This is a genomic window from Campylobacter lari subsp. lari, from assembly GCF_013372185.1.
In the GTDB taxonomy this organism is placed as follows: domain Bacteria; phylum Campylobacterota; class Campylobacteria; order Campylobacterales; family Campylobacteraceae; genus Campylobacter_D; species Campylobacter_D lari.
The window spans coordinates 453,820-473,185 of the sequence record NZ_CP053830.1 but is presented as its reverse complement, the minus strand read 5'-3'; the positions used below and the strand labels follow the sequence as shown (position 1 = coordinate 473,185).

Sequence of the window (19,366 nt, the reverse complement as noted above, 5' to 3'; positions counted from 1 at the left end):
TAACACATAATTTAACTATTCATTTATTTTTTTGCTAAAATTACAATATTAATTTTTCAAGAGAGGAAAAAAGTGGAACTTAATTATTATGAAATACTAGAAATTTCCCAAACTTCAGATAAAGAAACCATAAAAAAAGCATACAGAAAGATGGCTTTAAAATATCATCCCGATAGAAATCAAGGAGATAAAGAAGCAGAAGAAAAATTTAAGCTTGTAAATGAAGCTTATGAGGTGCTTAGCAATGATGAAAAAAGAAGTATATATGATAGATACGGAAAAGAAGGGCTTAAAGGTCAAGCCGGTGGTTTTGGTGGTTTTGGAGATGTTGATTTAGGGGATATATTCTCGAGCTTTTTTGGAGATGGATTTGGTTTTGGCAGCTCAACGCGTAAAAAAGAAAAAGGAAATAAATATCCTCAAGATTTAAAAATAACAACAAAAATTAGCTTTAAAGAAGCTGTTTTTGGTTGCAAAAAAAAGATTGATTTTAGCTATAAAAGTTTTTGTAAATCATGCAAAGGAAGTGGCTCAGAAAATGGAAAATTAGATACTTGTCCTCATTGCGGAGGAAAAGGGCAAGTTGGTGTTAGACAAGGCTTTATGACCTTTGTACAAAGCTGTGATCACTGCAAAGGTAGTGGTCAGATTATAAAAGATAAATGTAAAACATGTCATGGTAATGGCTATGAGGAAATCAAAGATCACATAGAACTTGATATACCAGAAGGTATAGATAGCGGCATGAGTCTTAGAGTACAAAATAAAGCAAATGAGCTTCCAAATTCTTCTCAAAGGGGTGATTTATATATCAAAATCATCGTAGAAGATGATGATAAATTTATCAGACACGATGATGATATCTATACCATAGTGCCTGTATTTTTTACCCAAGCTGCTCTTGGAAAAACTATTAAAGTATCCACTATAAGAGGAGAGGCTGATCTTAAACTTCCAGTCGGTGCAAAAGATAAGCAAAAATTTGAATTAACCAATGAAGGTGTTAAAAATATTCACAATGGAAAATTAGGCTCACATATTGTACAAATTGAAATAAAATTTCCAAAAAATCTTACTGATGAACAAAAAAATCTACTATTGCAACTTGAGAAAAGTTTTGGCTTGGCAGATGAAGAAGCCTTTATAGAACAAGAAAGCTTGTTTGATAAAATCAAATCTTGGTTTAGTCACTGAGGGAGTTTTAAAGCCATCTCCATGGCTTTAAAAATTTCTTCTTTTTTTTGACATTCTAAAAATAGCTCAAGAGCAAAAACACCTTGCCATAAAAGCATTTGTGCGCCATCTTTTATTTTTAAGCCATTTTCTCTTGCTAATTTTAAGAAAGGTGTATTTTTACCATAAATCACATCAAAAGCATATTTGGCATGTTGAAAAATACTTTTTAAAATCTCTTCTTGACAAGGTAGTTTCTCATCATTTAAACCTGCGCTAGTTGTATTAATTATCAAATCAAATTTTTTACTTAAATCAAGTTGATTATATAAAAAACATGGATAGCTGGTTAAATTTTCAAATCTAACGCTAGAACGATTTGCTACCGTAACTTCAATATTTATAGATTTTAAAGCATATGCTAAAGCTTTAGCTGTACCTCCAGCACCTAAAACTAAAGCACTTTTAACAAAAGAAAAATCTTCAATTGCTTTTAAAAATCCCAAATAATCTGTATTATAAGCATAAATTTTATTATCTTTATTTAATAAAGTATTAGCAGAGCCTATACGCATAACACTTTCGTCTTTAAAATCAGCTATTTCGCAAGCTACTTCTTTAAAAGGTATGGTGATATTAACACCATCTAACTTTTGAACAATTTCTTTTAATTTTGTTTTATCTTTTAGATGATATCTTGTATAAACTGCTTCTTCTTTGAGAGCTTGCAAGGCATTATTATGCATTCTTGGAGATTTAGAATGCATAATAGGATCACCTATAACTGCAAAAGTTTTCATTTTACTCTAAATGTAAAAGCACCTTTTGCGATTTTAGAGCGTACTTTTTCTAATTCAGTCTTTAACTCACTCTCTTTATAAGGTCCAACTAAAACCTTCGTTAGCTCTTTGCCATTTACTGTTGTCTTATAAATTTTATAATCATATCCATTTTCTTTAAGTATATTTAATTCTTTTGATTTAGGATCTAAACTATTTAAAGAAAAAACTTGAATATAAGCACCTGAAGGAAGTTGTGTTTGAACATCTGGTGTTTTGATACTTTCAAACAATTCATTTGTATTGCTTTGTTCTGGAGCTTTTTGCTGCTCAATTATATTATTTTTTGGCTTTTCAGAAGGTTTTTGAGTCGGTTTTTCTATAGATTTTTCTATAGGTTTAATCCCTTCTTGTTTTTCTTCCGCCTTAGCTGGCTCTTCTTTTGACTCTATTGTAGTAATTTGATCTAAAACACTATTGCTTGGAGCTTCTTGCTTTTCTTCTATGGTAGTATTTGTATCATTTAAAGAGCTCTCCTCTTTTAATTTTCTAGCTAAAGCTTCAAATTCATCCTCTTCTTTAGCACTATCTGTAATAGGCAAAGAATTAAAATTATTTTCATAAGCAGCTTGTTCTTGTGGTTCTGATGGCATTTGCAATGTTTTTTCTTCGCCTGGGTCATTAATTAACTTCATTACTATCATAACAACTAAAAATACAATGATTAAAATAATCGATCTAAGTAAAATTTTTTTAAGTTTTTCACTTTTATTGCTTTTTTGCAAAATAATATCATCAAATTCGTTTTTATTGTTTTCTTCCATTTTTCATCCTTTCAAAATTACATATGTTTAGACCAAGAAGCACCGCGTTCTTTTTGATATACTTCATAAGGCAAGGTTAATATATTAAATTCTCTAGGTATATCCATACTAGGAAAAACCTTCCATTCCACTGGCATTTTTTGAGAAAAGAGCAAAGATAATTTTGAGCCCAAAGAACAAGCTTCATTAAAGGTTGTATGCCCTTTATGGATGTACAAATGTAAATGATTATTAGTTCTTGTTCTATAAGCAGTAAAATTAATAAAGCCTTCTTCTCTTAAAACAAGCTGCGCTCTATGCCAAAAACGCTCTGCATTAAAACCATTATAATCAAATACAATATTTTCAACCTTATCAAAACTATTGATTAAAGAATGCGCCACGATTATCTTTTTTTCCATATGCTCTTGTATAACACTAGCAGTTAATGGAGCATTAACTTTTTCAAATTTATCAAAGAAAATTCTACCTTTATATTCATATTTATTTACTATAGTGTCACGCTTTATATAATAATGGCTTGTAACCATTTTAATTAAAGCTAAATCCATTGTTGTAATCAAAATAAAGCCCTTTCATAAATAATAAAATTACTTGCTAAATCCTTCAGTTTAACCTTAATTTCCTCTTGTAATTTTGTATTTTGTATATCATCTAAAATATCAGCTATATAATTTGCAACAATAGCAATTTGTTCTTCTTTAAAACCTCTTGCTGTTAAAGCTGCTGTTCCAAGTCTTAAACCACTCGTTACAAAAGGACTTCTAGTTTCACCTGGAACAGTATTTTTATTAGCTGTAATACCTGCTCTTTCTAGTGCTAAATCTGCATCTTTGCCACTAAATTCTTTATTTAAAAAGCTTAATAAAATCAAATGATTATCAGTACCACCACTGACTAAATCATATTTTCTATCTATTAAAACTTGTGCCAAAGTAGCAGTATTTTTGATGATCTGCTTGGCATAAATTTTCCACTCATCACTTAAATTATATTTAAATCCAACAGCCTTAGCAGCAATTACATGCATTAATGGACCACCTTGAATGCCTGGAAAAATTGCTGAATTTATCTTTTTAGCAATTTCTTCATCATTACACATAATAATCCCACCCCTTGGACCTCTTAAAGTTTTATGTGTAGTAGAACTTACAACATGAGCATAAGGGAATGGACTAGGATGCTCACCTGCTACAACCAAGCCTGCAATATGTGCAATATCAGCAAACAAATACGCACCAACCTCATCTGCTATTTCTCTAAATTTAGCAAAATCAATCACTCTAGGATAAGCACTAGCACCACAAACAATAAGTTTTGGTTTAATCTCTTTTGCTATCTCTCTAACTTTATCATAATTAATTCTTCCATCAAGCTCAACTCCATAAAAAAAGCTTTCATAAACCTTTCCAGAAGAACTTACTTTAGAACCATGAGTCAAGTGTCCTCCATGGCTTAAATCCATACCCAAAATTCTATCACCTGGATTTAACAATGCCATATACACACCTTGATTTGCTTGCGAGCCTGAATTAGGTTGCACATTAGCAAAATTACAATTAAAAAGTTTTTTGCATCTTTCTATAGCAATCGTTTCAATCTCATCTACAAATTCACATCCGCCATAATATCTTTTACCAGGATAACCTTCTGCATATTTATTTGTTAAAATACTACCCATTACCTCCATAACTTCTGGTATGGTAAAATTTTCACTTGCTATCATCTCAAGACCATCACATTGTCTTGCTAACTCTTTTTGGGTTAAATCAAAAATTTCTTTATCAAAATTTTCCAACATTTACTCTCCTTTTATCTCATTTTTAAGTGGTCTCATAGCTGGGAAAAGTACTACATCACGAATTGATTTTTTATTAATTAAAAGCATAACTAATCTATCTATTCCTATGCCTTGTCCTGCAGTTGGCGCCATAGCATAACCTAATGCATTAACAAAATCCTCATCCATTTCACATGCTTCTTCATCACCTGCATTTTTTGCTTCAATTTGCTTTAAAAATCTCTCATATTGATCTAGTGGATCATTAAGCTCGTTAAATCCATTAGCAATTTCTCTGCCTGCGATAAACAACTCAAATCTTTCAGCAATATCTGCATCTTTATCACTTCTTCTAGATAAAGGACTTATAGAAATAGGAAAATCTATCACAAAAGTAGGATTAATCAATTTATCTTCAACATAATTATCAAAAAGTTCAGCTTGCAAATGGCCTAATTCCAATTTTTCATTGGCTTCAAATCCATCTTCTTTTAGCTTTTTCAAGATTAATTCTTTATTGTTAATAAGCTCATCATCCAAACCACCATATTTTTTTAATGCATCTTTATAAGTAATTCTTTCAAATGGCTTAGAAAAATCAATTATTTTTTCATCAAATTCAAGTTTTTTATCTAAATTTAACTTATCTAAAAGCATAGCAAAAAGCTCTTCTGTTAAATCCATTAAATCATGATAATTATGATAAGCCCAATAAAACTCAATTGTAGTAAATTCAGGATTGTGCGTTAAATCCATCCCTTCATTTCTAAAACATCTATTAATCTCATAAACTGCTTCAAAACCACCTACAATCAAACGTTTTAGATATAATTCTGGAGCAATTCTTAAGAATCTTTCCACACCCAAAGCATTGTGATAAGTCACAAAAGGCTTTGCATTTGCTCCCCCTGCAATAGGATGCATCATTGGTGTTTCAACTTCCAAAAATCCTTTATTATCAAAAAAAGATCTAATATAAGAAACGATTTTAGAGCGCAAAATAAAATCTTTTCTCACCTCACTATTCATAATCATATCAAGATATCTTTTTCTATATCTTTGCTCAATATCTGTCAGCCCATGATATTTTTCTGGTAAAGGCACTATAGCTTTTGTAGCTATTTGAATTTGCTCTACATGAAGACTGAATTCTCCTGTTTTTGTCATAAAAGGAAAACCTTTAACCAAAACAATATCCCCTACTTCAAGATATTTTTTTAAAATGGCAAAGTATTCTTCTCCTAAGATATTTTGATTAAAATAAATTTGTAAATTGTCTTGCTCATCTTCTATATTAGCAAATACTGATTTACCAGCTATCCTAAGAAGCTTTAATCTTCCTGCTAATACTCCATGAGCATTTTCATCGCGCTGATTTTCCATATCTTTAATATAGGTAAATTTAGCCTTATATTCACTTATACTCATTTCTTTTTTTAAAAAGTGCGGATAAGGGTTGATTCCTAATTCTTTTAACTCTTGCGCTTTTTGAATTTTTTGTTGCTCTAAAATATTATCAAACATTAAACATACCTTATTTTTTACTGCATTGTGGACATAGGCCATAAAGTTGCATTAAATGTCCTGTTAATTTAAAATTATATTCTTTTGCGATTAACATTTGTTGTTGTTCGATAATGGGATTTTCAAATTCTACAATATCGCCGCAACTTTTACAAATCAAATGATCATGGTGAGGTTTATTTGCAAGTTCAAATTTCTTCCCTGAAGCACCAAAAGATATAGAAGTAGCCATGCCTGATTCTTCTAATAAATTTAAAGTTCTATAAACTGTTGCAATACCTACATTTAATTCGGGATTTTTTTGTTTTATTTCTACGTATAGGCTTTCTGGAGTATAATGCATATCACTATTATATAAAGTTTTTAAAAGCACTTCTCTTTGTTTGGTATATTTTAGACCATTATCTTTAAGTGTTTTTTTAAAACGCTCAAGCAAAACATCATATTCTATATTTTCAATTTGCATTATTTACCTCCGAATTTAGACTTAAATTAGAATCTATAATTTGTTCTTGTATTTTATCTAAACCATTTTGAGTAAAATCAGTATTCATTATAAAATCACCTGTTTGTCTAAGTAGATCTAATGTATAGCTATTTTTAGCATATTTTTCTAAACTTGAATTCAAAAAATCTATATTATTAATACAAGCCACTAAAATTGCAAAAATCAAAAATATTTTAGCACTACCAAATAAAAATCCACCTATACGATCTATAAAACCAAGACCACTCATACTAAAAATCTTTGATAATATATTTCCCAAAGCCATACAAGCTACCCAAATCACAATTAACAAAACCAAAAATCCTGCAAAAATCGCAAGATTTTCATTTTCAATTGCATAAAAATTATTATTAATAATTTCTGCCACTTCTTTAGCATATCTTGAAGCAAGTAAAACCCCACCGACTATGCCTAATAAACCAAAAATTTCCTTAAACAATCCACTTACCAAGCCTTTTAAGCCTAAAATCGCAGTTAAACCTAAAACAAACACATCAAACCAAGAAAAATTTTCCATCTATACTAAACTCCAAATATTTTATTCAATTATCTTAGGGACTATAAAAAATCCATCTTGAGAATTTGGAGCATGCTTGCTAACCATATCTATCACATCAGATTTTCTACTTTCATCTAGTCTAAATGGCGTTGCAGTATTTGTAGTGCTAGTCATAGCTTCAACATCATCAAGTTTTAGCTCATCTAATTTTTCTACAAAATTAACAATCTGACTCAATTGTTCTTCCAATTCTTGTCTTTTATCATCGGCAATTTTTAAAGCACTTAGCTTTTCAAGTTTAGTCAATAATTTATCATCAATTTGCATGATTTACCTTAATCTTAATTTTTAACTCAAGAAAACTCTTTTTAGACTAAAAATTATAACATAAAATCATTTATTTTTTCATTTTTATATGTTACAATTATAGACTTAAAACAATAAATAATGTTTATTCTTGCTAAAAAAGGGAAAATATGGCTTTAAAAGAAAATCTAAAAGCAGTTCAAGCAGAATTAAGCTCTCAAGAACAAATGATGGAAAATTTTATCAAATCTGAGCGCTTTATAAAAAAATACAAATACTATTTCATTGCGGTTATTGTGCTTTTAATTGCATATCTTAGTGGAAGTTATTTTTATAATCTAAAACAAGAAAGTAATATCCAAGAAAGTAATATAATTTTTAACAACTTATTGAAAAATCCTTCAGATCAAAAATTACTTGAAGAATTAAAACAAAAAAATGCAAATCTATATACCATATTCATGATGAATCAAAACAATCAAGATCTTAATCAAACTTTAAGTCTTAACATGGATCCCTTGTTAAAACAAATAGCACTTGCTCAAAACAATCAAAAATCAGACTTTTTAAAAGACTATAGTACCTTATTAGCAGGTTTTGAATTTCTAAAGCAAAATGATTTTAAAAATGCAGATATAGAATTTAATAAAATACCTATAAATTCTCCCTTATGGCAGATTATTACAAGTTTAAAACATTACCAAGGAATAAAATGAAGCACTTTTATTTATTTGTTATCACTTTAGTTTTTTTTAGCGCTTGTGGCACAAAAAGGGAGTATTACCAACCAACACAAGCAGAGCATCTTCCTTATAGCTCTCAAAGTATTAACGGTAAGATTATAAATTTCAATAACAATATAGCGCAATTAAGCAATAATTCCTTTATAGATACCATGGGAAATATTATTAATTTTAAACTAGATAAAAATTATCATATTATTAATATGCAACAAGAAGAGGTTCTTATTGGTGATGATAATGGAAATTTTAAGATTTTAAATTTACAAGGTGATGAATTATTTTCTCATAAATTTAATGAAAGTGTTGTGAGTGCAAGTATAGATGGGGATGATATAGCTTTAATTTTAGCTAGCAATACCTTAGTATATGCAAATAAAAATCTTGGTATTAAAATGCTTCAAAATCTTGGCACAGCCTATGCTCAAGATAGTCGTTATGCTAGTCCTTATTTTTTAAATACCATTATTATTTATCCTATGCTTAATGGAAAATTAGCCATACTTAATAAAAACACACTAAAAGTAAGTAAAGAAATTTTAGTAAGTAGTGAAGAATTTTTTAACAATATCATCTATCTTCATGTTAAAAATGATACTATGATTGCTGCAACTGCACAAAAAATCATTGTTGTTACTCCAAATAGAACCTTATATTTAAACGAAAGTATTAAAGAAGTAAACACTAACGATAATGAAATTTTTGTACTAACAAAAGATGGAAGAGTTATTAAAAATGATTATAATCTTAGAAAAATCGATGAAGTAAAATTTCAGTTTGCCCTGTTTTCTAAAAGCACCTTGCACAATAACTCTTTGTATATTTTTGAAAAAACAGGCTATTTGATCAAGCTGAATACAAATTTGAAAGATTATGTAGTATATGAACTAAGTGAAGCCGTTGATAAAAAAAGTTTTATGGCTAATGGTAAATTTTTCTTTCAAAACAAATTTTTACAATTAAATTAAAATGAATCAAGAGCTTAGTGATATTCTTATAAAACATGGACTTGTTTTAAAAAATACCAAATTCTTAGATATCCATGCTTTTAGCAAAAAGAAAAAATTAATTTGTATTTATGGAGAGAATACAAATAAACAGTGTTGTTTGATTTTATTTTCTTTTACAAAAAGTAAAATTTTATTAAAAGAAAGTTTAGATTTTGAAGATATTTTTCAAAATATAAGCCAAACTCTAGACTTAAATTTTCAAAATTATTTTATATTTCACCAAGCTTTAATTTGCTCTAAAGCAAAAGAATATCTAGCTACCAAAGGGATTAAAAATCATGCTTTTATGTGATATTGGCAATACAACCGCTAGTTTTCTAAATGAGCAAAAATTTTATTCTATGAGTATTGATCAGTTTTTACAATACGAGCCTACACAAAAAGTATTTTATATTAATGTAAATCCAAATTTAGAGCAAAGATTAGAACAAAATCCTTTATTTATCAATCTTGCTCCATATTTTAATTTTGACACTATTTATGAGAATTTAGGGGTTGATAGAATAGCGGCATGTTACACTATAGAAGATGGTGTTGTAGTTGATGCGGGTTCTGCAATAACTGTGGATATTGTTTCAAATTCAATCCATCTTGGGGGATTTATACTCCCAGGTATTGAAAGCTACAAAAAGTCTTTTTCCAATATTTCATCACGCTTAAGATACGAGCTAAACACACAGATTAATTTTGATGCTTTCCCTCAAAGAACTGTTGATGCTTTAAGTTATGGAGTTTTTAAAAGCATATATTTAATTATAAAAGATAGCGCATATGATAAAAAATTATATTTTACGGGCGGAGATGGGCAATTTCTTGCAAATTTTTTCGACTATGCAATTTATGATAAATTTTTAATTTTTAGAGGCATGAAAAAAGCCGTTTGTGAAAATTTTATACTTTAAAATTTATTTCTTCACCCCTGTACTTGAAATTATAAAATTTATTTACTCAAAACAACTATATTTTGATATTATTAACAAAATCAAACACACAAAAGGAATTGATAATAATGGATCAAAAACATTTTGATACCGTGGTAATTGGCGGTGGGATTTCTGGTGCTGCAGTATTTTACGAACTGGCTAGATACACAAATATTCAAAATATTGCTTTATTAGAAAAATACAATAGCGCTGCAACTTTAAATAGCCATAGCACAAGCAATTCACAAACTATCCACTGTGGTGATATAGAGACAAATTATACTTTAGAAAAAGCAAAAAAAGTTAAAACAACAGCAGATATGATTGTAAAATATGGTCTTTTACAAAATGCACAAAATAAATTTATGCACTCACACCAAAAACTCGCACTTGCAGTCGGAGACAAAGAATGTGAATATATGAAAAATAGATATGAAGAATTTAAAGAATTATATCCTTATATTAAATTTTATACTAAAGATGAAATCAAGCAAATAGAACCTAATGTTGTATTAGGTGAAAATGGCATGAATGATAGAACTGATGAAGTAGTGGCTATGGGTGTAGAAGCAGGATCGGTTTATACTACAGTAGATTTTGGCTTGATGAGTCAAAATCTTATAGAACAAGCTTACAAACAAGGAAAAAATACTCATGTTGCCTACAATCAAGAAGTTGTGTTTATAGAAAAAAAAGATGATATTTTTTATATTAAAACAAAAGATTTTAAAGAATATAGCGCAAAATCTATTATAGTAAATGCAGGGGCGCATTCTTTATTTTTAGCGCATAAAATGGGTATAGGATTAGATAAGTCTTGCTTTCCGGTTGCAGGAAGTTTTTATATGTCTAAAAGAAAAATTTTAAATGGTAAAGTTTACATGGTGCAAAATCCAAAACTACCATTTGCTGCGTTACATGGTGATCCTGATTTATTAGCTAACATGAACACCCGTTTTGGCCCTACTGCCTTAGTTATCCCTATGTTAGAAAGATATCATGGCTTTAAATCACTACCTGAATTTTTCAAAACACTTAACTTAGACATGAATGTAGTCAAAATTTGCCTTAATCTTTTTAAAGATTCTACTATTAGAAATTATATTCTTTATAATTATTTATTTGAAATTCCTTACATTAATAAAAGGCTTTTTGTAAAAGATGCCAAAAAAATAGTTCCTAGTTTAAAAACAGATGATATTTACTATGCTAAAAATTTTGGTGGAGTGCGCCCTCAAGTGCTTGATAAAAAGGCAGGTGAATTAATGCTTGGAGAGGCAAGCATTACTGAAATTCCAGGAATAATTTTTAACATGACCCCAAGTCCAGGTGCTACAAGTTGTCTTGGTAATGGTTATAGAGATGCAAAACTTATTTGTCAATACTTGGGCGCTAATTTTAATGAGGATTTATTTACTAGCGAACTACTATAAAAAGGATAAGAAATGTTAAAAAAAACAAAAATAGTTGCAACGATTGGACCAGCAAGTGAAAATGAAGCTACAATAAGACAAATGATTATTAATGGGGTTAATGTTTTTCGTTTAAATTTTTCACATGGAACCCATGAGTATCATAGTCAAAATTTAGCTACTATTAGAAAAGTAGCAGCTGAGCTTAATGCAAGAATTGGAATTTTACAAGATATTAGTGGGCCAAAAATTAGAACCTTAAAAATTCCAGAAACTTTTGAGTTAAAAAATGGAGATAGACTAGACTTTTACAAAGCTACTTTTGAAGGAGAAAAGCTTTCTAGTGAACATTATAAAGTTTGTATTAATCATCCTGAAATTCTTTCTATGCTAAAGGTGGGAGAATACATCTATCTTTGCGATGGCTCTATAAAAACCAAAGTTGTACAAGTAGAAAAAGATTTTATCCAAACCCAAGTAGAAAATAGTGGGGTACTTAGTTCAAACAAGGGAATTAATTTTCCAAATACCAAAATAAACATTGATGTAATTACCCAAAAAGACAAAGCAGATCTTGCATGGGGTATTAAAAACGATGTGGATTTTTTAGCCATCTCTTTTGTGCAAAATGCTCATGATATTGATGAAGTTAAAAAAATACTTGATGAAAATAATGCTAAAATTGCTATTTTTGCAAAAATAGAAAAATTTGACGCTGTTGAAAATATCGATGAAATCATAAATTGCAGTGATGGTATAATGGTAGCAAGAGGAGATTTGGGTATTGAAGTGCCTTATTATAGAGTGCCAAATATACAAAAACTCATCATTAAAAAGGCCAATGAAGCTAATAAACCTGTCATTACTGCTACTCAAATGCTTTTTTCTCTTGCAAAATCCAAAACTGCCACAAGAGCTGAAATTTCAGATGTCGCCAATGCTGTGCTTGATGGTACTGATGCGGTTATGCTTAGCGAAGAAAGCGCGGTAGGGATTGATCCGGCAAATGCAGTTGATATTATGACTCAAACTATCATTGAAACAGAAAAAAACTATCCTTATGAAAAATTTGAAACCTTTAAATGTTTTAACGAAACTGATATCATTGCCAAATCAAGCACACAACTAGCAACTGATTTAAATGCAAATGCAATTTTTACCATCACAAGCAGTGGTGCCTCTGCAGTTAAAACAGCAAGATATCGTCCAAAAATGGATATCATAGCTATCACTCATTCTAAAAAAGCTTTAAATTTTTTAAGTATAGTTTGGGGAGTTCAACCTGCTATATTGATAGAAAAACACGAAAATTTAACAGAGCTTTTAAGCAATTCCGTAAAACTTGGAGTCGAAAAAGGCCTTATGAAAAAAGATGGAGTTTACACTCTTACTGCAGGATTTCCAGTAGGTGTTGCAGGAAGTACAAATTTAATTAGAATTTTACAAAAAGATCAAATTGAATATTATTTAAGTTTGGGAAAATAACCCAAACTTAACATTCTTCTTCTATCAAATCACACAAACAATGTATAATTAAAATATGCATTTCTTGAATTCTAGCTGTATCATCACTTGGAATGACTATATTATGCTCACACAATGCATTCATCACTCCGCCGCCCTTCCCACTCAAACCTATACACTTAGCACCAATTTCTTTAGCCTTTTCAAAAGCTTTGATTACATTTGGGCTTTTTCCACTAGTAGAAATTCCAATCAACACATCATTATCACTAGCTAAAGCTTCAACTTGTCTTGAAAAAACAAATTCAAAACCATAATCATTTCCTATAGCACTTAAAGCAGAAGTATCTGTACTAAGAGCTATAGCAGCTAAAGCTTTTCTTTCTTTTTTATATCTTCCACTAAGCTCAGCAGCAAAATGCTGACTATCTGCAGCACTCCCGCCATTTCCGCAAATTAAAATTTTCCCACCATTTTCCAAGCACACTTTTAACTCTTGAGCAACCATAGCAATTTGCTCTTTTAATTTTAAACTTTGCTCCAAGGTTTTTTGATGTTGAATAAATTCCTTTTCAATTTTATTTATCATTTGCAATCCTATTAATTATATTAGTAGTGCTAAATCCATCTTCAAAGTCAATTAATTCTACTTTTTTTACTAAATTTGAACCCACCACTTCTTTGTCTTTATAATCAGCTCCTTTAACTAGCACATCAGGTTTTAAAAACTCTATTAATTCATAAGGAGTATCTTCATTAAAAATCACTACATAATCTACAAAATACATACTCGCAAGCATACATGCGCGTTGAAATTCTAAATTTATAGGTCTTGAGTTTCCTTTTAGTCTTTTTACGCTTTCATCTGAATTTAAACCTACAACTAAAATATCTCCTAATTTTTTAGCTTTTTCAAGATATTTTATATGGCCATAATGCATAATATCAAAACATCCGTTGGTAAAAACTATTTTTTGATTTTGTATTAATTTTACAAGCTCTTCTTTGCTTTTAATTTTATCTTCAAAAGAAGCTTTTTTGAGGTTTTTTATCTCTTCTAAACTTACACTCACACTTCCTACTTTTGCTACTACAACAGCTGCTGCATCATTTGCTAACTCGCACGCTTTTATAATATCAACTTTTAAAGCCAAAGCATAAGCAAGCATAGCTATAACACTATCTCCAGCTCCTGTTACATCATAAACCTCCAAGGCTTTTGCAGGAATAATATGTAGTTTTTCATCAAAAAGCGCTATTCCTTCTTCAGATAAAGTTATAATAGAATAAGTTAGATTTAAATCGTCTTTTAATTTTTTTAAAGCTTTTTCTAAATTATCAATTTTTTCTACACCCAAAGCTTGAATAGCTTCTTTTTTATTTGGAGTTAGTAAGGTTGCATTTTGGTATTTACTAAAATCGCTTCCTTTTGGATCAATCAAAATAGGCAAATTTAAAGTATTTGCATGCTCTATTAAAGCTTTTGTTACTTTTGAAGTTAAAACTCCTTTAGCATAATCACTCAAAATAATCGCATCATAATCTTTTGCTATTTTTTTATACTCTTGGATAATTTCATCTTCTAATTTGGTATCAAAATTATTCTCATCATCAAGCCTTAAAACTTGTTGAGAATGTGACAAAACTCTACTTTTAAGAGGGGTTTTTCTATCTTTTTCTATTAACAATTTTGCATTTAAATTCTCTTTTAAAAACTTCCCACTCTCATCATCACCCACAAGCCCTAGAGCAAAAACCTCAGCACCAAGACTTTTTAAATTTGCATATACATTACCAGCCCCACCTAATCTTTTGTCTTCTTTTTGTGATTTCATTACCATTACAGGGGCTTCTGGGGAAATTCTAGTGCAATCACACCATATATAATGATCCACCATAAAATCCCCAACAACTAAAATTTTTGGCTTTTTGGAACTTAAAAAATCAAGCATTTACTTCCTTTTCATAAAGCCTTTTAATCTCATCTAAATAATCTTTTATTCCCTCTTCAAGACTAAATTGAGCTTTATATGAAAAACTCTCATCTAATTTTGCTTGAGTATGAAATTGATAAGCATTTTTATAAGGATTAGGAATATACTCACAAGGATAATTAGTGTTTAATTCTTTTTGTAAAATATCAACTATATCCTGAAAAGTTCTTGCTTTGCCTGTAGCTACATTATAAATTCCACTTTTTGCTTCTAAAGCTTGCAAATTTGCACTCACAACATCTTTAATATATACAAAATCACGATAAATTTGATCGCTTCCTTTAAACAAACGCGGATTTTTACCCGCTAAAATTTGATGTCCAAATTGTAAAATCATAGAAGCGGTGCTATTTTTAAAAAATTCTCCCTTGCCATATACATTAAAATATCTAAGCCCAACTATATGCATTTTATCAAAGTATTTTTTTGCTAATTTATCCATCATTAGTTTTGAAAATGCGTAAGGGTTTTTAGGGGCTTCACTTAAATTTACGGTTTGTGGGCTTGGAGCATCTCCATAAACTGAAGCTGAACTTGCATAGATTAATTTTGCATTAAGCTCCAAAGCAAGTTCTAGAAAATCTTTAAAAGTGTTTAAATTAGTCTTTAAAACTTTGTTTTGATCATAAACAGTTGTATCTGAAATTGCAGCCTTATGAAAGATCACATCGGGTTTAAAATCTTTTATAACTTTTAAAGTTTTTTCATCATTAATATCACCCACATAAAGCTCACCTTCAAAATCTAAAATATTTTTAAAATGACCAAAGCTTTCTAAATTTCCATTTTCAAAAGTAGCACTTGATCGCATTTTATCTACAATCAAAACTTCATGTTTATCTTGAAGTTCTAAAGCAAGCGCAGAGCCTATAAAACCTGCTCCACCTGTTATCACAATTTTCATTTTCTGTCCTTTAGATAATGCAAAAGTTCTTTTAAATTTTTAAAGACCTTATAGTTTTTATCATCATTATAATTTTCATTAATCAAAAATAGATTTTTTACACCAGCATTAATTCCAGCTTGCATATCGCTTAAATTATCCCCTATAAAAAAAGATTGTGAAAAATCTATATTAAATTCTTTTTGTGCTTTTAAAAGCATGCCAGGTTTTGGCTTACGACATTCGCAATTTTCTAAATGCGGGCAATGATAAATTTTTTCTATTCTAATGTTTCTTTTTAAAAATTCATCCAGCATATATGAACTTAAAATTTCAAAATCTTTTTCACTATAATAAGCTCTTGCAATGCCTGATTGATTAGTAGCTACAAAAATTAAAAAATTTTGCTTTTGGAAAAATTCGCAAAGTTCAAAAATACCATCACAAAATTCAAAATCACTAATCTTGTGAACATATTTTTTGTCTATATTAATAATCCCATCTCTATCTAAAAATAACGCCTTTGTTTTCATAAAAAAATTATAATGTATTTTTATTAAGATTTTTATAATTTATCAAGTAAAAAAGTTTTTTAAGCGACTTTAAATAAAAAAAGCTTATAATTAAAAACATTTTATTTTCAATTTATATAGGAGTGATACAATGAAAAAGCTACTTGTTTTATCAACTTTAGCATGTCTTAGTGTTTCAGCTTTTGCTGCAGATGGTGCTACACTTTATAAAAAATGTGCAGTATGTCATGGTGCTAAAGCAGATAAAGTTTATCTTAACAAAGTTCCTGCTTTAAATACTTTAACTGCGGCTGAAAGATTACAATACATGAAAGATTATGCAGCAGGTAAAAGAAACGCTTACGGTCAAGGAGCGATTATGAAAATCAACCTTAAAGGTTTAACTGAAGCAGATTTCAAAGCAATTGAAGAATATATTGAAAGCTTAAAAAAATAATCTAAACAGCCTTCATGGCTGTTTTTTATTTTTTAAAATTTCCTCTTTTCTCTTTTCTAAAATTACTGCGTCATTTAAAGCATCTTCACTATCATTTAACATGGTAAATTTATAATCATCATCAAATTGTTTATTCTTTATACCCCAAAGCAAAGCACAAATTGCCAAAAACAAAGCAACCAAAGAAACACCTATCATCATCATTAAAACACCATTCATTTTTTAATCCTTAAAGCATTTAAAATCACTATTATACTGCTAAAAGACATCGACAAAGCCGCAATTAAAGGATTAATTAAACCAAAAAAAGCCAAAGGCATGCTCAAGGCATTATAAAATAAAGAAAAAGCCAAATTTTGTTTAATAATTTGATAAGTTTTTTTAGCTATTTGCATAGCTTTTTGTAAGCTTTTTAGGTCATTTTTTAACAATATAATATCGCTATTTTCCATAGCAAGCTCCGAACCTTCTTTTAAAGAAACCCCAACACCTGCATAAGAAAGCGCTAAAGCATCATTTACCCCATCTCCTACCATTAAAACCCTACCTGTTTGATTTAAATTGGCTATTATTTGCATTTTATCTTCTGGCATGCACGAGGCTTTAAAATTATTTATTTTTAATTTTTCAGCTACCTTACTCACAGCATGTAAATTATCACCACTTAATATATAAATTTGCATTTTACATTCTTTCATAAATCTAATCAACTCCTCAGAGCTTTCTCTTATACTATCTTCTAACTCAAAAACTGCTAATATAGTTTTATTTTTAGCAAATATAAAATGCGTAGTTTGAAATTCTTGTGCTTGTATATGATTTTCTTTGAAAAATTTCTCATTTCCTCCCAAAAATTCATCTTTACCCAAAAAAGCTTTATAACCTCTTGCTTGAAAATTTTGAACTTTTTCAAATTCTATTCTGCTATCGATTTTCTCATCCAAAAAATTCAAAATACTTTTAGCTACTGGATGGTTAGTTAGGTGTAAGAAATTTAATAATTCGTTTTTATCTAATCTTTCATCCAAAAAGCTTTTTTTAACTTCTAAACTAGCCTTTGTTAAAACCCCTGTTTTATCAAACACAGCCACATTACATTTACTCAAATCCTCCACAACACCTGCTTCTTTGAATAAAATTTTTTCTTTCAAACCAGTACTAATTGCCACTAAAGAACTAACAGGAGTTGCCAAAGCCAAAGCACATGGACAAGCTATGATTAACACAGAAACCATGCGCATCATAGCCTCTTCAAAACCTAAATTTAATACAAAAAAAGTAAAAGCAAAGCAAAGTAAAGCACAAGTTAAGATAATGGGCGAAAAATATTTACTTACTTGTTGTACCATTTTTTCTATTTTGGCTTTTTTTGAACTTGAGTTTTCAAGCAAATTAATAATCCTAGCCAATTTAGAATCCTTATAAAACGCATTTGCCTTATATAAAGCATTCCCGCTTAAAACTAAAGAAGCAGAATAAATCATATCATCTTTTTGCACATCAAGTGGTAAACTCTCTCCACTTAAACTAGACATGTCCAAGCTAATATTACCACTAATACACACTCCATCTATTAAAACTCTATCACCTTCTTTTAACTCTATAATATCTCCTATTTGCACTTCTTCTACATCAATATTTTCTATTTTATTATTTTTTAATACCCTTACTTCATTGCTTAAAAATGATCGCAAATGATCAAGCGTGTCAAGAGCTTTTTTCTTGCTTAAAAGTTCCAAATACTTTCCTATAAAGACAAAACAAATAATCATAGCAACAGAATCAAAATACACTTGCGAAGCTCTTGAAAACATTGCCCACACTGAATATATATAAGCTAAACTTGCCCCACTAATTACCAAAGTATCCATATTGACACTTTTAAATTTCAAAGCATAATAGGCATTTTTATAAAAAATCGAGCCAGTGTAAAAAAGCACAGGAGTACAAAGTAAAAATTCAGCAAAATGTAAAATATCCTTAGTATCAGCCTCCATACCACTAAAAAATCCAGCATATTTTGCAACAGATATCCACATGATATTCATCACACAAGCTATGGCAACTATTAATTTTGCATAAAAATCTCTTTTGGTTTGAGTTGCTCTTTGCTCATTTTTTGTAGGCAAATACACACTAGCTTTATAACCAATACTTTCTATACTTTGGATAATTTTTGCTAAATTTATGCTTTTTTCATCAAAAACAATTCTAGCTTTATGAGTAATAGAATTAATATCAACTTCTATCACCCCTTCACTTTTAATGAGAATTTTTTCATTAAGCCAAACACAGGCAGCACAATGAATTTCTTCTATAAGTAAAAATATCTCACTAAAACCTTCTTTGGTTTTTTGTATGTATTTTTCATAATCTTTGACATTATGTTCTATTATCGCAGGTGTTAGGGTTTGGTTGCCAAGTTTTTCATAAAATTCTTCCAAATTATTTTCTTGTAAAATCTCATAAACACTCTCACAACCCTTGCAGCAAAAATAATTTCCATTTTTTTCTATCATTTGATCTTGTCTAAAGCTTAATTGGCAGTGTTTGCATTTCATCTTATACTTTCTTTAGT

General features: G+C 29.5%; 22 protein-coding genes. 8 read left to right on the top strand and 14 right to left on the bottom strand.

All coding sequences use genetic code 11. The annotated features are described in order from the left end of the window. Positions 1-72 precede the first annotated feature (72 nt). Complete coding sequence (gene dnaJ / locus CLLT_RS02485) at positions 73-1,194, top strand: molecular chaperone DnaJ (protein ID WP_012661224.1); 1,122 nt, start codon at positions 73-75, stop codon at positions 1,192-1,194. Here the strand turns inward: dnaJ and CLLT_RS02480 are convergent. Genes CLLT_RS02480 through gatC form a run of 8 tightly spaced genes read right to left on the bottom strand, consistent with a single transcriptional unit; the run spans position 1,188 to position 7,414 of the window. Then, on the bottom strand, positions 1,188-1,973 hold the full coding sequence (locus CLLT_RS02480) for a shikimate dehydrogenase (protein WP_012661223.1): 786 nt from the start codon (positions 1,971-1,973) through the stop codon (positions 1,188-1,190). The two genes, dnaJ and CLLT_RS02480, sit on opposite strands and share 7 nt — an antisense overlap. Beyond that, the gene (locus CLLT_RS02475) at positions 1,970-2,776 is read right to left on the bottom strand and encodes an SPOR domain-containing protein (protein ID WP_012661222.1); all 807 of its coding nucleotides are present in this window, start codon (positions 2,774-2,776) and stop codon (positions 1,970-1,972) included. The genes CLLT_RS02480 and CLLT_RS02475 overlap by 4 nt, the downstream gene beginning before the upstream one ends. Positions 2,777-2,793: 17 nt before the next feature. Next, a complete protein-coding gene (locus CLLT_RS02470) occupies positions 2,794-3,339 on the bottom strand; it encodes a DUF1882 domain-containing protein (RefSeq protein WP_012661221.1) in 546 nt (181 codons plus the stop codon). Beyond that, a complete protein-coding gene (locus CLLT_RS02465; protein WP_012661220.1) occupies positions 3,336-4,577 on the bottom strand; it encodes a serine hydroxymethyltransferase in 1,242 nt (413 codons plus the stop codon). Before CLLT_RS02465 ends, CLLT_RS02470 begins: the two co-directional genes overlap by 4 nt. Continuing rightward, positions 4,578-6,080, bottom strand: coding sequence for a lysine--tRNA ligase (gene lysS / locus CLLT_RS02460; protein ID WP_070256384.1), 1,503 nt, complete (start codon positions 6,078-6,080; stop codon positions 4,578-4,580). 10 nt (positions 6,081-6,090) lie between these two features. Then, complete coding sequence (locus tag CLLT_RS02455; protein WP_012661218.1) at positions 6,091-6,546, bottom strand: Fur family transcriptional regulator; 456 nt, start codon at positions 6,544-6,546, stop codon at positions 6,091-6,093. Continuing rightward, the gene (locus CLLT_RS02450) at positions 6,536-7,105 is read right to left on the bottom strand and encodes a CvpA family protein (protein WP_070256387.1); all 570 of its coding nucleotides are present in this window, start codon (positions 7,103-7,105) and stop codon (positions 6,536-6,538) included. The genes CLLT_RS02455 and CLLT_RS02450 overlap by 11 nt, the downstream gene beginning before the upstream one ends. Positions 7,106-7,126: 21 nt before the next feature. After that, entirely contained in the window at positions 7,127-7,414 is a 288-nt protein-coding gene (gene gatC / locus CLLT_RS02445; protein ID WP_012661216.1) for an Asp-tRNA(Asn)/Glu-tRNA(Gln) amidotransferase subunit GatC, read from the bottom strand. A gap of 149 nt (positions 7,415-7,563) precedes the next feature. On the opposite strand from gatC, the gene CLLT_RS02440 reads away from it, so the two are divergent. From CLLT_RS02440 to pyk, 6 genes are all read left to right on the top strand, one after another. Then, positions 7,564-8,109, top strand: a complete 546-nt coding sequence (locus CLLT_RS02440; RefSeq protein WP_074692956.1) for a hypothetical protein — start codon at positions 7,564-7,566, stop codon at positions 8,107-8,109. Continuing rightward, a complete protein-coding gene (locus tag CLLT_RS02435) occupies positions 8,106-9,101 on the top strand; it encodes a hypothetical protein (protein WP_074692958.1) in 996 nt (331 codons plus the stop codon). The genes CLLT_RS02440 and CLLT_RS02435 overlap by 4 nt, the downstream gene beginning before the upstream one ends. A 1-nt stretch (position 9,102) precedes the next feature. Then, entirely contained in the window at positions 9,103-9,435 is a 333-nt protein-coding gene (locus CLLT_RS02430; RefSeq protein ID WP_012661213.1) for a hypothetical protein, read from the top strand. Continuing rightward, a complete protein-coding gene (locus CLLT_RS02425; protein ID WP_012661212.1) occupies positions 9,422-10,045 on the top strand; it encodes a type III pantothenate kinase in 624 nt (207 codons plus the stop codon). Before CLLT_RS02430 ends, CLLT_RS02425 begins: the two co-directional genes overlap by 14 nt. A 107-nt stretch (positions 10,046-10,152) precedes the next feature. Further along, positions 10,153-11,499 (top strand): FAD-dependent oxidoreductase, encoded by a 1,347-nt coding sequence (locus tag CLLT_RS02420; RefSeq protein WP_012661211.1) that lies wholly within the window; start codon positions 10,153-10,155, stop codon positions 11,497-11,499. Between the two features lie 12 nt (positions 11,500-11,511). Next, complete coding sequence (gene pyk, locus CLLT_RS02415; RefSeq protein WP_070256400.1) at positions 11,512-12,963, top strand: pyruvate kinase; 1,452 nt, start codon at positions 11,512-11,514, stop codon at positions 12,961-12,963. Between the two features lie 7 nt (positions 12,964-12,970). Here pyk and gmhA read toward each other — a convergent pair whose 3' ends face one another. The 4 genes from gmhA to CLLT_RS02395 are packed head-to-tail and all read right to left on the bottom strand — an operon-like array spanning position 12,971 to position 16,352. Then, positions 12,971-13,531, bottom strand: a complete 561-nt coding sequence (gene gmhA, locus CLLT_RS02410; protein ID WP_074692959.1) for a D-sedoheptulose 7-phosphate isomerase — start codon at positions 13,529-13,531, stop codon at positions 12,971-12,973. After that, entirely contained in the window at positions 13,521-14,894 is a 1,374-nt protein-coding gene (gene rfaE1, locus CLLT_RS02405) for a D-glycero-beta-D-manno-heptose-7-phosphate kinase (protein WP_012661208.1), read from the bottom strand. The genes gmhA and rfaE1 overlap by 11 nt, the downstream gene beginning before the upstream one ends. Then, on the bottom strand, positions 14,887-15,840 hold the full coding sequence (rfaD, locus tag CLLT_RS02400) for an ADP-glyceromanno-heptose 6-epimerase (RefSeq protein ID WP_074692961.1): 954 nt from the start codon (positions 15,838-15,840) through the stop codon (positions 14,887-14,889). The genes rfaE1 and rfaD overlap by 8 nt, the downstream gene beginning before the upstream one ends. Continuing rightward, a complete protein-coding gene (locus tag CLLT_RS02395) occupies positions 15,837-16,352 on the bottom strand; it encodes a D-glycero-alpha-D-manno-heptose-1,7-bisphosphate 7-phosphatase (RefSeq protein ID WP_070256404.1) in 516 nt (171 codons plus the stop codon). Before CLLT_RS02395 ends, rfaD begins: the two co-directional genes overlap by 4 nt. Positions 16,353-16,482: 130 nt before the next feature. On the opposite strand from CLLT_RS02395, the gene CLLT_RS02390 reads away from it, so the two are divergent. Further along, positions 16,483-16,788: a c-type cytochrome gene (locus CLLT_RS02390; protein WP_012661205.1), complete on the top strand. Its 306-nt coding sequence runs from the start codon at positions 16,483-16,485 to the stop codon at positions 16,786-16,788. Between the two features lie 12 nt (positions 16,789-16,800). Here the strand turns inward: CLLT_RS02390 and ccoS are convergent, their stop codons facing one another. Together ccoS and CLLT_RS02380 are read right to left on the bottom strand one after the other, a co-directional pair. Then, on the bottom strand, positions 16,801-17,007 hold the full coding sequence (gene ccoS / locus CLLT_RS02385; protein WP_012661204.1) for a cbb3-type cytochrome oxidase assembly protein CcoS: 207 nt from the start codon (positions 17,005-17,007) through the stop codon (positions 16,801-16,803). Then, positions 17,004-19,349, bottom strand: a complete 2,346-nt coding sequence (locus CLLT_RS02380) for a heavy metal translocating P-type ATPase (protein WP_012661203.1) — start codon at positions 19,347-19,349, stop codon at positions 17,004-17,006. Before CLLT_RS02380 ends, ccoS begins: the two co-directional genes overlap by 4 nt. Positions 19,350-19,366 lie beyond the last annotated feature (17 nt).